The following is a 15,041-nucleotide window of genomic DNA, read 5'->3' on the forward strand; positions in this document are numbered from 1 at the left end:
CGTGTCGTCGTGCTTAGGGACCAAAACGGAGTGCATCTGTGAAATTGACAGGCTGGTGCCTACTACTATCGATCATTAATTGCCTGGTCCAGAACTGGGCGGTGGCTCAAGAAGCGCCGCCGCTGGACCCAACGGGCATGGCGGCCGAACTCGCACGGTTGGATGGAATTTGCGTCAAACTGAATCTCCAGGCCGAACGCCAGCTTATGCAACGGTGGCTAGTAAGCAATCAGTCCGATGCGCACCTGCTTTACCTGCCACTGCCTAACGATCCACTGGCAAGCAATCCACTGGCAAGCGACACGGCCGCCGCTGACGATCAGGCCAGCCAGGGCGCGCACGCCAAGTGGTTGAACGCGTTTAACAGCGCGCGCACTCGACACGCGCAGCACTGGTTTAGCCAGGCCAAGCAGCATGCGGGCTCAGGCGATGAATGGCAAGCCTACCTGGCTTTGTGGCACGCAGCCCGTGAGGATGCGGCTCAGGCCGATATCAAACGGGTGTTGGGCACGTTGTTGGCCGGCCTGAATATCAAAGGTAGACCGCGTCCAGTTAACACAGTACATCCCAAGTTTGGTTGGCCGGGCGGCTCCTACTTGCGCATGGAAACCACCAACTTCAAAGTCACCAGCCACAGCGATGCGACATCTACGTTGGAAATCGCCAGGCAACTTGAAGAGTTCTATGTGTTGTGGACTCAAGCCTTCTATCCATTGTGGGCACCACCTAACGTGACCACCAGTCGCCTGGCTGGCCGCAATACCAGTTGGAGTAAACGCCATCAGATCGATGTAGTCATCTGCAAGGATCGTGACGACTATCTGAAGACACTCGGAGTAAGCGAAAGCAATATCGGCGTCTCGGTCGGTTATTACAGTCCCGATGGACAAATGTCTTTCTTCTATCCCGACCCCAACCTCTCCGCCACGCTGTATCACGAGTTGACTCACCAGTTACTGGCTGAAGCCTCTCAATTAAAAGGCAGCACGCAGGCCGGACAGCGCGACGGTTTTTGGTTGGTCGAAGCGATCGCGCTGTACATGGAATCGCTAACCGATTGCGACAACCATTGGCGATTGGGCGGTTGGCTCGCGCCGCGGATGCAAGCCGCCCGCTATCGATCGCTACATGATGGCTACTGGGTCGAGCCCGAGAAACTGCAGGCCTTGACATTGGAAACTTGGAAGAATGAAAAAGATCTGGGCAAGCTCTATACACACGCTGCCGGTTTAGCGCACTTTTTTCTGGACCGGCGCTTACCCGCGTCCACGGATGAGTTATTGCCACCGGATGATGACAACGCCCGCCAAGGCCGCGAGCACCTGGACCAGTATGATGCGGAGCTTTCGAGAGCCGCATTCTTTCGAGCGATCGTGGCTACCTATCAGGGACAGTCGGTTGACAAGCAGTTATGGGAACTGTTCGGTAGTGATGCGCAGCGCGCCTATGTTCATTTCTTGCTAGTTCGCGATCGACACGTGCAATCAATGGCACCGCTCGCGTGTGCCACTGAGCAAAATACAGACCTCGTGCTGAGCAGAAGTTATCTGTCCGCTGAGTCTTGGCAACGAGTTGGCCAATTAAAACACTGGCAGTGGTTGGACTTGTCATTCACGAATGCCAACCCGCGCGATCTTGGTTGGCTAAGCGACTTGCAAGATCTCCAGCGGCTCAGCCTGGAAGGGCTGCCAGCCGACGCTGAGTTTCTCAAACAGTTGGCCAAGCATCCCAAGTTGACCGAGCTCGACCTGGCCAGTTGCACCCTGTCCGATAGCCAACTGCAAGCCATCGATCGCTTGCCAGCCCTGGAAACTTTATGGCTCAGCGGCACCCAGGTCAGTGCTGCCAGCAGTCAGTGGTTGAAGAGTCAACCCAAGCTCAAACAGGTCAGCCTGGAACAAACGCAGTTCACAAAAGCTGAAGCCGAGCAACTGACCCAGGAACTAGCCAACCGTTAACGGAATGCTCACGTAGCGGAATGCGTCAAGCATTTCGAACTCACGTAGCGGAATGCGTCAAGCATTTCGGCAATTCGTTTCGTCGTTGTAAATCAATGCCGAAAGCCTTGACGGCTTCCGCTACCTCGTTCCGCTACCTCGTTCCGCTACTGACTACGAGGCGGTGCGTTGGGTGACGTTGAGCAGTCTATATTCAACGGCGTCGACCAGGGCGCTCCAACTGGCTTCGATGATGTTTTCGCTGACTCCGATAGTGCCCCAGTTTTGATGACCGTCGCTGCTTTCGATGTTGACTCGGATCTTGGCGGCGGTGCCTTCACGGCCGTTGACGACGCGCACCTTGTAGTCGACCAGCTGCATCTTGGCTAGTTCTGGGTAGAAGTCATGAAGGCATTTACGCAAGGCGGCGTCGAGTGCGTTGACCGGACCATGGCCCTCAGCGGCTTCGAACCTCTCGATGTCACCGACGCGGAGCTTGATGATGGCTTCTGCAAACTCGCGATGGTGAATCGCATCGCGATCACCGGCCACTACACGATACTTGATCGTTTCAAAGTGCGGAGTGAATTGCCCGGCACAGCGTTTCACCAGCAGGTCGAAAGAACCGGTAGCGGTTTCGTATTGGTAACCCTGGTTCTCCAAGCGGACCACTTCAGCCAGGATCTTTTCCATCAAGCCGCGATCGTTCTGAATATTGTGCCGCGTAGTTAAGGCGGCAATGTTGGATCGGCCCGACAGCTCGCTGACTAAAATGCGTCGTTCATTGCCGACTAGGGCCGGCGACATATGTTCATAGGTGTGGGCCGCTTTGTTGACCGCGTGCACATGCATGCCGCCTTTGTGTGCAAAGGCACTTTGACCGACGAAGGGTTGCCCGTTGCGTGTCTGCAGGTTGGCTGTCTCATAAACAAACCGCGATAGTTCGGTTAAGTGTTCCAGGGAACGACCATCGAGCACTCGATAGCCTTTCTTCTTCAAGGCCAGGTTAGCCATGGTTGAGATCAAGTCTGCGTTGCCGCAGCGTTCCCCAATGCCGTTGATCGTTCCTTGGACTTGATTGCAGCCGGCATCCACCGCCGAGAGAGTATTGGCGATGGCCAGTTCACCGTCGTTATGGCAATGGATGCCAAATTGAACTCCACTGATATCCGCGATCGCCGCGCGGGCAGCGATGACGATCCGTGACACATCTTCAGGCAACGTACCACCGTTGGTATCACACAGGACAATCCACTTGGCACCGGCTTGGGCTGCTGTGTGAATCGCTTGACATGCATACTCGGGATTGGCTTTGTAGCCATCAAAAAAGTGTTCAGCGTCATACACCACTTCGCAGTGCCGCGCCAAAAACTCCACGCTGTCACCGATCATGGCCAGATTCTCTTCCAACGACACCGACAGAATTTCGGTGGCATGAAAGTCCCAACTCTTGCCTACGACCGTACACACGGGTGTCTCCGCCGATAGCAACCCTTGCATGCCGGGATCTTCGGACGCTTTCAATCCGCGCCGCCGCGTCATGCCGAAGGCGCAGACCCGTGAAGAGCCAAGTTTGAGCTTGCGCACCTGAGCGAAGAACTCGGCGTCCTTTTCATTGGACATCGGGTAACCGCCCTCGATGTAGTCTACACCGAACTCGGCCAGGCGACTGGCAATGGCCAACTTGTCCTGCAGGGAAAAGCTAATGCCTTCTCCTTGCGATCCATCGCGCAGCGTAGTGTCGTAGATGGCAATCGTGCGTGGCGAGTCAAGGCTCATGGAAAGCGACTTTCGGCTTTGGACAGTAGTATGGCTCACGGGCGAACTGCCAAGTTAAGGGACTTACCAATGGGATCACGGGTTAGCGGAACCACAGTTCTTTAAATAAAAAACCCCTGAAGCTTTTGGGCTCCAGGGGTTTGAATGTCTCTTCGCGTTCAACTGAACGAACTACGCTCCCTGGATCAGCGCTGCCTGATAATATGTCGGGTAATAATCAACAGCGAGCCGGTTTGCGTCATAATTGATAGCGCGTAGGTTAACTCTCAAAAGGTGCTTTACTTCCAAGGGCAGAATCGGCGACCAGCGAATAGGAAGTCGATAAGAACTCTGCGATTGAAAACTCATGTTGAAGGTAGGTGCCCGCCAGCAAATTGTCAAGTGTACTCATCGCTGACTCCCGCGACAGCGTCCGCTCACGGCCAGCAGCACTTTTGGTTCGCCGCAACGAACCACTTGCTGCAACTTCGGCGTCCACTGTCTCATTCAAATCTTCGGGCAGATTCGAAAGCTGCGAGGTCCATTCAGACACACTCTACTGCGACGGGTATGGCCTCGGGGCACACAAAGATGCCGCAAACCTAGGTCGTGCACCGGCCAAGCGGGGTTCCAGTAAGGCTTACCAGATACGAGATCCGTAATTCCAAACACTCCACACCGGTCGGTAGCGCACCGGTTGCATGTAGTTGGGATTCATCTCGTTGTTGGTCAGCGCGTTGGGCATGCTAGGCCGCAACGGTTCGTAACCAATCCACTTGTTCCACTGCATCCGCAACATGCGCTGATCGGCCTCAAATCGGGCGCGTTGCTGAGCAATCGTGAGTGGCTTTTCAATGATGGCATCGTAGCCACCTAGACTGGTCGTTGTCGAAAGTGGCAACGACTTCGGGACGCCTGGATCGTCGGCCCGCACGGCGCTGGCACCAATGGCCAGCAACACCGCCAGGCAGGGTAGCGCCCGCCAACTTGCAGTTCGAATCATCTTTTGTTCTCCACGGATTTCAACACCTGTCCTTGCCAGACTGTCTTGCCGTAAATCGTGGGAGCGGTAGGCAATCAGTCGTGCACTCAGGCTGACTGAGTTCATCGAACCAGGCCTGAGGCAAATGCTAGCAAAAGTCGTGGCCGCCATCAAAGAAGCGGCTTACCGGTGGCTGAAAAACTTGCTGGGCAAAGCCTACCCAGCAACCAAAAATGCTCGACTAGCGAAACTGTGCTAGTTGTATTCGTCGTTCTGACTTATCAAATGCGGAAGCCAGCTTAGAAGCCGCCCGAGGGAGCGAAGGGATCCGATGCATCGGAGGTGGCTTCGGCTGGCTCCATCGCGTCAGCACCAAACGGGTCTTCTCCGGTCGCCGGTGCCGTATCGTCGGCTTCCATTTCCGGAGTTTCCTGAGTGGCGTTGGGCTTGTCCTCTTCTGTGGCCACCGGCAGCGGTTGGTGGAAGATAGGCGTCATGTATTCTTTGCCCATCGGTCGCGCGCATTGAACCTGTCCGGCTGCCGATACCAGGTACAGCCGATCGTTGAGTTGGTTGACCAGCGTATATCCGACGAGCGATTCACCGGTAGACTGCAACTCCTTGCCGCTCTTCGCATCGACGATCAACAGGCGGTCGGTTAACGTGCGGCAGTAGATTCGGTCTTTGTTGCCAGCCAGAATCGCTTTGACGCGTGACGTGGCTTGTGGCCAAATTGGATAGCCGTTGGTGTCATCAGCGGCGCTCAATTGTCCCACTTCGTTGGTTACGTAAATAGTTTTACCAATGACCATCGGCGGAGCGAGCATGGCGTCACCGATCATAAATCGCCATTCGACTTTGCCCACGCGATCCAAGGCAACCTTGGACAATTGCCCGCCGGAGTCGCACAGATAGAGTGCATCACCAATGAAGGTGAGCGGGCCGGCAATTGATTCGCGCGAGGTTACGTTGAACCAAGGTCCAACTTTATCTGCCGCCGATATCAGCGTTGCTAAACCGGCATCCGTGGCAAAGGCAGCCAGATGATGAGCGCGATCGCTGGTAGCCGGAGGCGAAATGCAACGTCCGTAAAGGCGGAATGAAAATGGCGGTGCATCTTCCTCGGTCAAGTCGAAACCTTGAATTTGACCAGCGTGGCTGGAGGTAAAGACCATCGAACCTACCACCGCCACACCGGTCGAAGTCGCTCGATCCAAGCGCCGACGTTGAATGTGTTCACCGGTTTTCCAGTCCAGCAGAAACAGTGTATCGCCTTGCGCTACGGCAACGCCCAAGTCACCCAACCCAGCCGGAGCCGCTGGATGCGTCACCGAACCGCAAGAGTTCTGCCAAAGTTGCTCGCCGGTCTCGGCATCGTAAGTCTGAACTATCCCGTCACTAGTTACAAAAACCAAGTAGATTAGCGGCTCGCTGACTTCGACGGCTGGTGTGCCGGCATACCGACCAAGCATCCGGGCAGCCCGAGTCTCGACTTCTTTTTTGGCTTCATCGATCAACCAAGTCGTGCCGTCCTCGGCCAGCTTGGCCTGGGCGCGAAGCGTGCGATTGCCCGCTCCGGAACCGACCGGCAACGTCAATTCGGCGTAGACCTTTTTGGCACTGGGATTGGTCCACAGTTGTGCCGAGACAATGCTGCCCGACTCCAATGGCATATCCAATTGAGTTCGCCACATGGATTGCAAACCCATGAGTTTCAACTGATTATCAGCCACTTGGGCTGAGCCCACTGAAGCCAGCGTGCCCAGAACAGCCAGCGCACAGGCAACTCGTCGAGCCGGGGCGTAGGCAGGTTGCAATTTCCGAATTCCAGCCCAGGCCAAGACTACGCCAAGCAATTTCAACATAAGACCATCCCGCGAAGGTGGGCAGCAAAAAAGAAGAGGATCGACCGCTTCTCATTATACTTGCCCAAAAGCCGGGTTCCAGCTCAGGCCGAAATCAGGGCGCTGCCCCCCTAATAGACGAACGCTGCCCGCGCGAGGGTAGCGGAAGCCGTCAAGGCTTTCGAAGTAGCGGAAGCCGTCAAGGCTTTCGAGAATGACGGGGGAACGTCGATGCGGATGATCGAAATGCTTGACGCATTCCGCTACGCCAAACCGGAAATGCTCGACGTATTCCGCTACCGCTTTGCCGCCAGCTCAAACTGGAGTTGTGGTCACCCACTGGGTCAGGTTGCGATCCGGTACAGGCAGCTTGAGTATGGGCGCAAACTCTTCGAACGATTGGTCGACTTCGACCAATAGTTCGCCCAAAAGACTGGTGGCTGCGGGCATCAGCCGTTCCCAGCCAGCCAGAAATTCATCACGTTCGTCCCATTGGTCATCGCGACAGCTGGGCAATAGGGCGGCCAGAGCCACAGCGGCTGCGTCCCGCATCGGTGGCGTCGCACCTAATAGAGCGTCCAAGTTGGGATGGCGTTCAATCAGCACTGCAAACTCTTCGGGCAATCGCCAGTTGCGCACCAAACCAGCGGCCGCTTCGGCATGATCCCAACCGAATAGCTGTCGTTCCAGTTGGGACAATCGCATGCGTTCCTGCGAGCAGCGCTCGATTAAACCTTGATATTGTTCTGGCAGCTCTTTGAGCAATAGCGGAATGGCCATGTCTTGCAACAAGGCGGCTGCAAATAGATCTTCTGCGTTGGACAGTTTTAAATGGCGCCCTGCCAGGCGAGCAAAGATGGCTCGACGCAGCGAGTCTTGCCACAAGTTCTTCAAGTCGAAGGGACCGAACTTGGGATTGGGAATCAGACTGAAGACCGCACTCCAGAGTGCAAAGTTCTTGATCGTTCGAACGCCCACCAGCGCGATAGCTTGTTTGACACTGGCAATCTCGCGTGAGAATCCAAAGTAGCTCGAATTCACAAATCGCAACACCTGGCCCATCAGACCCGCGTCGGCTTCGATCGGTTTCGAGAACTCGTTAGGACCATTGCTGGCGTCTTGGGAGAGCTCAATTAGTTTAATAGCCGATTGCGGCAATGCCGGCAGCTGCGCCGAAGCCAGCAACTCTTTTAAATCCGATGGCTGAAGTGGGGAACTCATCGTGAACCTCACAAGACCTACACGTTAAATCATACCAGTCGGAGCCGGGCCAACTCCCAAGGGAACATTAGTTCACTAGAGCTTGGCGCAATTGATAAATCCGCTTGCGCAAGGCGCGACTACGCGCCACCGGCCCGCACAACCGTCCCCGACGACATGACTGTCACCTCTCCCGCTTAGCGGGGGAGGTCGCAGACGAGGCGTTTAGCCGATTTCTGCGAGACGGGGCACCGCGCTAAGCAAGACTCCTGCGGTACTAACCACTCGCAACGCCCAAGACCCCTCCCGAATCTCGCTAAGGCTCGATTCGACCTCCCCAAGGCGAAGCCTTGGAGAGGTGACTGTCACCTCTCCCGCGCAGCGCAACGCTGTGAAGCATTTTATGCGGCGTTTTTGAGTTCGAGTTCCGTTAATTTCTTCCGTTCCCGAGAAGTCAATTTGAGAATGGTTGGTTCACCCAGCGATTTCTTTTCAGCGTCTTTGGGTCTATGGCGCGCGCGTTTGTCGGTGGTGTTGTTATATCGTTGTACTACTGCGTTGATCAGATCCAGCGTTAGCTGGTTTGGTTGGCTACTCTCATTCAAGTTACGCATGTATTTGCGCAATACTCGTAGCGTGTTTGCCAGACTTCGGTCATTGGGGGTATAGTCTCGATTCTTCTCCTTCTTGTCTTTTTTCTTTTTCTTCTCTTTCGTCGCTGCTGATATTTGGGCTCGCAGTGCAAACAGTTCCGCCAATGCCATCGCGTTTAAAGACCACTCGACTTCAACCAATGATCGTTCGGGATTGCGGCAACGAAGTTTTTGTTTGTCGACCGTTTGCTTTAGCCCACGAAACTCGACCTCGATCAACCACCGTTGCTTGTAGAAGTTTGCAATCTGTTCGATGGTTAGTTCGTCCTCATTCAACACACTGGTCAGCATCCACATTTTCGTTTTTCCAACCGTTACGCGAACCAAGCGAAGTCGCAGTGGCGGAACACCTTTATCCATTTGGTCTTTAGGCCAGCACAGAACCGTTCCATCATCCTGCGTTCTAGAATCCGTGTTTTGACTGAGCAATTTTACATTGCCCCCGACTCGTACTAGGAAGTCATGCCCCGCTTCCACAATCGACTTCCATAATTGAAAACCAACGAAACCTGCATCGCCAGTGAATAGGGTGCCTGTCGGAAATTCCTCTTGCTCAATTATGTCGCGAACGTGGTGACGCTCACTGGAGTTAGAAGGCCCGAACCGCCAGGTCCATGGCAATCGCATAGTCATGTGCCACACCATTGTCATCCAAATTTGCGGTTCTGGCGGTGCAGGCTTTTCGGCTCTCTTGCGTGGCTTGTTCATCGACGTGGAGTTCTTGTTCTGCCTCTGCGCTTTGTTGTCGTTGTAACGGGCTTTTTTTCCCTTACCGTAGTTAGGCGCACAGAATGCCTCTTCATTTGAAACCGAACGTGGTACCGTCGCTCTAGAACCGTCAAAGCCCATTAGTACCCAGCCATCGGTGCGGTAAAAACGATCTCCCCACAGTTTCGCCAGCAAATGAAGGCGAGCGCGAATGCCAATTCGGAGAACTTCCTGGTTGTTGGTCAATACGTTCATCATCCCAGTGTAAGACCGGGCAATTTTCGTGAGTCCCAAGCCATGACAAGTCTCAATCGACTGGGCAAATGAATCGGTCACATTCTTACACTCTTGCCATGTCCAAATCAAAGCTTGTGCGGCTAACTGTTCTCCCTGCCAAGTGGCATTGCCATGGAACTGGCCTTTGGCAAATAATGCTCCTGAGGGAAGGATGAGCTCCACGAGCTCCTTGAACAATGCACGATTCTTGACCAGCTCGAGTTTGGCCCTACGTTTGATAACTCGTGATCTATTCTTTGCTCGTTGCTTGCGACTCACGGCCAGATTCCTTTCTGACTGATAGGTTTCAGTTAGTGCTTGGGGGAATCTGGCCTTTTTTCATCCTTTGGCAATTTATGGAAGCCCAGTTTTTGCAAGTTAAAATGCTTCACAGCGTTGCGCGCAGCGGGGGAGGTCGCAGACGAGGCGTTCAGCCGATTTCTGCGAGACGGGGCACCGCGCTAAGCAAGACTCCTGCGGTACTAACCACTCGCAACGCCCAAGACCCCTCCCGAATCTCGCTAAGGCTCGATTCGACCTCCCCAAGGCGAAGCCTTGGAGAGGTGACTGTCACCTCTCCCGCGCAGCGGGGGAGGTCGCAGACGAGGCGTTCAGCCGATTTCTGCGAGACGGGGCACCGCGCTAAGCAAGACTCCTGCGGTACTAACCACTCGCAACGCCCAAGACCCCTCCCGAATCTCGCTAAGGCTCGATTCGACCTCCCCAAGGCGAAGCCTTGCAGAGGTGACTGTCACCTCTCCCGCGCAGCGGGGGAGGTCGCAGACGAGGCGTTTAGCCTTCGTCTGCGGGAGGGGGCATCGCGCTAAGCAAGACTTCTGCGGTACTAACCACTCGCATCTCCCAAGACCCCTCCCGAATCTCGCTATGGCTCGATTCGACCTCCCCAAGGCGAAGCCTTGCAGAGGTGACTGTTAGCTGCACCATACCGATTGGTAACTGGATTTGGATTCGAAGTAATCCAGCAGTGCTGAATAGAAGGGGTGCCCGCCGAGCGTGGCGCTGTCACCGATCACGATCAGTTTGCGGCGTGCACGCGTGAGAGCGACATTCATGCGCCGAGTGTCCCCTAGAAAACCGATTTCGCCGGTGGAGTTGGAGCGCACCAGCGTAATGATGACCGCTTCCTTTTCGCGACCTTGAAAGCCATCGACAGTGTCGACTTCGATTGCGCGGTCGGGCGCGAGTTGCCTGAGCAGTCGCACTTGCGCCGCATACGGAGCGATGATGGCGATGTCCGCAGGTGCATAGCCGGCGGCCAATAACTCTTGAGCTTGTTTGATTACCAACTGCGCCTCTTGGGCATTGAAGCGACTTTCGCCGTCGGGCTCTTGCGATTCGTCATAGCCCGCGCCGGCTGTGTCGATGAACTTCAGAGGCGCATCGCCATGGCCGGCCCCATCAGCCACGGTGTAACTATCGCGAAGCGCAATACTATCGTCGGCTATCAAGTTCCCGCCATAAAAGGTCTTGGACGAGAACTCCATGATGTCCTCATGCATACGGTATTGCACGTTTAACTGGCGTGTGACCAACGGCCCGTACAATTTCACTAGCCGCTCCATCAGGCTGATCGCAAAACCCTCTTTGGCCGCGGGGACCGACAGCACCGTGGGCGGCAATTGGCAATGATCGCCGGCCAGCACCAGGCGGCCAGTGCGATGCACTACCGGCCAACATCCCGGTTCGGTGCTCTGGCACGCTTCGTCGATAATCGTCAAATCAAACTTGCGATCACCCAACATCTCAGGGTCGAGCGTAGTGGTCGCGCAAATGATATCGGCACGATCGAGGTAACCAGCGATGACTTGTTTCTCTAGGCGCCGCGCATCTTCTCTTAGCCGTTTGATCTCTTGCCGACTGGCTTGACGTTCGCCGGGTTCAGGCCTGGCTCGACGGGGCTTGCTGGCACTACGCGCCAGTTGCTCAGCTTCGCGCATTAGATCTTGTACGAGTTCCATCGCCGGATCACTCTCAACCAATGCGTCGAGCGTATGTGATTGCAGTTCTTCTTGAACTCGAGCCGGATGGCCGATGCGCACAACCCGCAAATCAAAGTGGGCCAATCGCTCCAGCAGATTATCGACCGCCGTGTTACTTGGCGCGCAGGCGAGCACTTTCTGGCCACTGAGTGCAGCTTGCCGAGCCAGTTCGACCACGGTGGTAGTCTTGCCAGTACCGGGAGGTCCATGAATGATCGCAATATCGAAGGCCTCCAGTGCAAACTGCACCGCTGACTCCTGCGAAGCATTTAGATGCGACGACCGGACACCGGGCCCTTCTGCAGCTGATAGTCCAGCTGGCGATTTTGGAAACTGAGGCTCGCGCAGCCCCAGCAGCACATCGCGGAGCACCGCTGGACGGCCGCGGGCATCGACGGCTGCGTTCATCGCCGCCAATTGTCGGCCCCGCGTGACTTCGTCGCTGGACATGTCCAGCCGAAATGTGTCGCCTTCGGGCCAGTCTTCGGTTGCCACCTGAATGATGGATTGAGTACGTTTGCTGACCACTCCGGCTGTGGAGGCCGATGACTCCAGATCATTGGAAGTAATAACCACCGGCGAACCAACTCGAAAGCGATTCCAGGGCAGTTCACTGGCCCCAATCTTGGAGAATGTCAATAAAAAACGACCGCCCAAGCCGACATCATGGTCCACGATCAGCAAATTGATCAGCGTTTCGCCGCGGCGCTCGGCTTCTTGAGGCGAACGGATGCGACGGCGTTCCATTAGTCGCTGGCGTTCGGCCTGGGTCTCCATATCCAGCCAACGACGCAGTTGCTGGAAGTGTTTATCGATCTGGTAGGTTGAAATTTGAGATTCGACGTGTGTGAAATGCTGAATAGCGGGGGAGTGGTTGGGGAAACAAAAAACCCCCTGGATACCAAGTGATCTCCAGAGGGTTTCAATAGTCTACCAAGGTGTGGCTCTGAGCTGGAAGCTCTGACCACACGCGCTGCTAGCCGTGCGGATTACTCGCGCGGACGGATCACGCCGGTCAAGCCTGCGTAATCGACGCGGTCATCGCCGTGCCACAGCGGTTGGCCCAGTTCGACGCGACGGCGAAGAATCTCGATCTTCTCAGATGAACCAGCTGGTGCATCGGTAGGCAAGAAGTATTCGTTGTGTGCGGGATCGAAGTCTTCGTCGTGACCGTACTTTAGGATCGCTTCAAAAACGTTCTTACAAACTGACATTAAAAGGTCCCTCGAGGAAATGGAAACATTATGCTCAGCGAACCGGTGCTCGCGCCACCTCGGCGCGGTCGATTCGATTCTGGATTCAGATTTGATTTATTGAGTTGGGCGACTGAACGAAAGCCCCTCGACGTTCATCAGGGGCGATCTCTGGTGCTGATCATGCGATTATTTCCTCAGAACAGCTGCTGTCAAGAATTTTGCGCTAAATATACCGAGTGTTTTGGCGCTCTTGCGCCAGCGATGTCCGCGCAAGACCGCTGAGCGAAACTGGTCCGATTACCTCGATTAATCGTTGGTCAAATGGCGACCAGTACCAAGCGGGTGCCCGCCAGTTGTCAGTGGGTGCGATTGCGATCCACTAACGTCGCGCAATGGCATCATGAATCCCCCACTTGACAAGCCATTGGCTCGAGATCGCATTGTGGCCGCGCCGACGACTCAAAAGTCGGTCCCTCGGGTGGATGTTTGCAATGGCCTCGAATAACATCCAAATGATTGCAACTGCGCGACGCAATGCCGCAGCGAATTCAGCGGCGTAGATTCGCCAATTAAGGGGCTTGTTGGACACTTAGTCACCGAAAGGTGGGAGTTCCAAAATTGTGTGACCTAGGCTTCCAGCCTGTGTGTGTGGCATAGGCTTCCAGCCTGTGTAGCTTGTGTGGCATAGGCTTCCAGCCTGTGTAGCTTGTGTGGCATAGGCTTCCAGCCTGTGTGACTGTGGCATAGGCTTCCAGCCTGTGTAGTAAACGCACGCCAACCCACCGTTGCCTCGCGGCCCCAAAAGCGCTGATCGCCGCCACCAGAATGAATCTGGGGCTTGTGGGAATTTCGTGATTGGCCTACAATTTCGCCTCGACCACATAAGAGAAATTGCCTTCAGGAAGTTTTCGATGACTTTAGATAAAAGCCTCAAAGTGCGTGCCGGGGCGAATAAGGCTCGCAACGTCATGACGCGCGTCGAGCGCATCAAGCGACTTACAGAACTCGAGCGTTGGAGCGAAGGCGATAACGTCCTGGGCATTCCGAAGACCCGCGTCATCAAGCTCAGCTTGAAGAAGAAGAAGAAGGTCAAGACGGAAGAAGCCGACGACAAGAAGAAAAAGAAGTAGCTTTCTGCTGCTACCGGAAAAGGCTGCCCAAAAGGCAGCCTTTTTTCGTTGGTGGCTGTGCTGTAGCCGAAGTCGCCAGGCTTTGGATGCACCAAGCTAGACTCATCCAATCTCTGGCGAGATCGGCTACATGCCGTACCCTTAGTCGGTTATCGACTTCTTGTAAGCGGCTTGGAGCGAGGCGTCGTCCATGCTGAGGATCCAGCGGCGGCCGTCGGTTTCTAGCTCGGCAAATTGCTCGTCGACGTTGACTTCGACGACCTTGGCTTTAACCGAGCCCACCGCAATTTCATCGCCAGCACCCACGATCCACTTCTGGTTATCGGTCTTGCTGCGGATCCACAGTTCGTTGCGATCGCGACCGCCCAGCACCGCTGAAACGTACGACTGGGAAGCCACGTCGAACTGCGGTTCGACTTTGACCACCGGTGGCGGCGGTGGGTCGATAACTTTCAGAGTTAATTTGTGCTCGCTCTTCTTGGGTGGCAGTCCCGTATCGACGGCTTCGATTTGCAAATCGAAACTACCATTCTCTTTGGGAGTCCAAGTGATCTTGCCCGAGTCGCCATCGAATCGCATGCCGTCAGGCGTGTCGGACACAAGTACATATTTCACCGAGTGGCGTTTGTCCGGGTCGGTGGCTTTCAAATCGAGCACATATTCGCTACCTCGGGGCACATCGATCGAACCAGCCAGGCCAAACTTGGGAGCTTGATTGGGTGGACCAAACGGGTTGCGACCCAGGATGTCATTGATGTACTCGTCGGCACTTTTAGTAACGCGGCCAGAGGCAGCCAAGGATGCTTTCTTGTCGGCGGCAGCCTTCAGCAAACCGATGGCTTGCGTATCAAGTTTGATCTTGGCCATTTCGGGATTATCGCGAAACTGTGTGACTTGCAAGCCGCGAATGCGCTGCAAGTAGTCACGGTTGTAATAACCATGCAGCAGCTTGACCAGGTTATCCAGTCGGATGTCTCCGCTGAGCGAAAAAGTGTATCCCTTAAACGCCGTGCTATTGAGACCGCCGGTCTCCAAGTCGGTCACTTTCGTATTTTCCATGCCGCACTCTTTGGCCAGCTCCATCAGCCAAGCTGAATATTGCTTCTTGGCATTTTCAGGACTGCCCGGCAAGCTACGCGCTTGCAGGTCCATCAAACGCTTGGTGGCCAGTTTGGCATCGGTCAGCTTGCGATTGTGCTCGTCGATCTTGTTCTTGATGCCGGCTAGCTGATTCTCTTTGATCGTGATACCAGCTTGAATGCGACTGTATACGAACTGCACGCCCAGTAAACCCACGATGCCACCTACGGCAATCGCCAGGAACTTTTCGCGCTGTGACATGGCCATATCTGTTACC

Annotated in this window: 11 protein-coding genes; 2 read left to right on the forward strand and 9 right to left on the reverse strand. The window is 55.1% G+C overall.

The genetic code is table 11. From position 1 onward, the window contains the following. Positions 1-38: 38 nt before the first annotated feature. A complete protein-coding gene (locus tag SH573x_RS21325; RefSeq protein ID WP_479349801.1) occupies positions 39-1,958 on the forward strand; it encodes a leucine-rich repeat domain-containing protein in 1,920 nt (639 codons plus the stop codon). A gap of 153 nt (positions 1,959-2,111) precedes the next feature. On the opposite strand, the gene cimA is transcribed toward SH573x_RS21325, so the two are convergent. The 8 genes from cimA to SH573x_RS21365 form a co-directional block, all read right to left on the reverse strand. Next, positions 2,112-3,716, reverse strand: a complete 1,605-nt coding sequence (gene cimA / locus SH573x_RS21330; RefSeq protein ID WP_479349802.1) for a citramalate synthase — start codon at positions 3,714-3,716, stop codon at positions 2,112-2,114. 259 nt (positions 3,717-3,975) lie between these two features. Further along, entirely contained in the window at positions 3,976-4,107 is a 132-nt protein-coding gene (locus SH573x_RS21335) for a hypothetical protein (protein ID WP_479349803.1), read from the reverse strand. Between the two features lie 228 nt (positions 4,108-4,335). Continuing rightward, on the reverse strand, positions 4,336-4,698 hold the full coding sequence (locus tag SH573x_RS21340; RefSeq protein WP_479349804.1) for a hypothetical protein: 363 nt from the start codon (positions 4,696-4,698) through the stop codon (positions 4,336-4,338). A 278-nt stretch (positions 4,699-4,976) separates the two neighbouring features. Continuing rightward, the gene (locus SH573x_RS21345) at positions 4,977-6,542 is read right to left on the reverse strand and encodes an outer membrane protein assembly factor BamB family protein (RefSeq protein ID WP_479349806.1); all 1,566 of its coding nucleotides are present in this window, start codon (positions 6,540-6,542) and stop codon (positions 4,977-4,979) included. Positions 6,543-6,836: 294 nt separating this feature from the next. Then, positions 6,837-7,742, reverse strand: a complete 906-nt coding sequence (locus tag SH573x_RS21350; RefSeq protein ID WP_479349807.1) for an HDOD domain-containing protein — start codon at positions 7,740-7,742, stop codon at positions 6,837-6,839. 380 nt (positions 7,743-8,122) lie between these two features. Further along, positions 8,123-9,541, reverse strand: coding sequence for a transposase (locus tag SH573x_RS21355; protein ID WP_479349604.1), 1,419 nt, complete (start codon positions 9,539-9,541; stop codon positions 8,123-8,125). Between the two features lie 749 nt (positions 9,542-10,290). Then, on the reverse strand, positions 10,291-12,135 hold the full coding sequence (locus SH573x_RS21360) for an AAA domain-containing protein (protein ID WP_479349809.1): 1,845 nt from the start codon (positions 12,133-12,135) through the stop codon (positions 10,291-10,293). A gap of 212 nt (positions 12,136-12,347) precedes the next feature. After that, positions 12,348-12,572, reverse strand: a complete 225-nt coding sequence (locus SH573x_RS21365) for a hypothetical protein (RefSeq protein WP_479349810.1) — start codon at positions 12,570-12,572, stop codon at positions 12,348-12,350. An 893-nt stretch (positions 12,573-13,465) separates the two neighbouring features. Here SH573x_RS21365 and SH573x_RS21370 point away from each other — a divergent pair. After that, complete coding sequence (locus SH573x_RS21370; RefSeq protein ID WP_479349811.1) at positions 13,466-13,684, forward strand: small basic protein; 219 nt, start codon at positions 13,466-13,468, stop codon at positions 13,682-13,684. Between the two features lie 141 nt (positions 13,685-13,825). On the opposite strand, the gene SH573x_RS21375 is transcribed toward SH573x_RS21370, so the two are convergent. Then, positions 13,826-15,031: a cadherin repeat domain-containing protein gene (locus tag SH573x_RS21375; protein ID WP_479349812.1), complete on the reverse strand. Its 1,206-nt coding sequence runs from the start codon at positions 15,029-15,031 to the stop codon at positions 13,826-13,828. Between the last annotated feature and the right edge of the window lie 10 nt (positions 15,032-15,041).

The organism is Rania fehmarnensis (genome assembly GCF_056494185.1).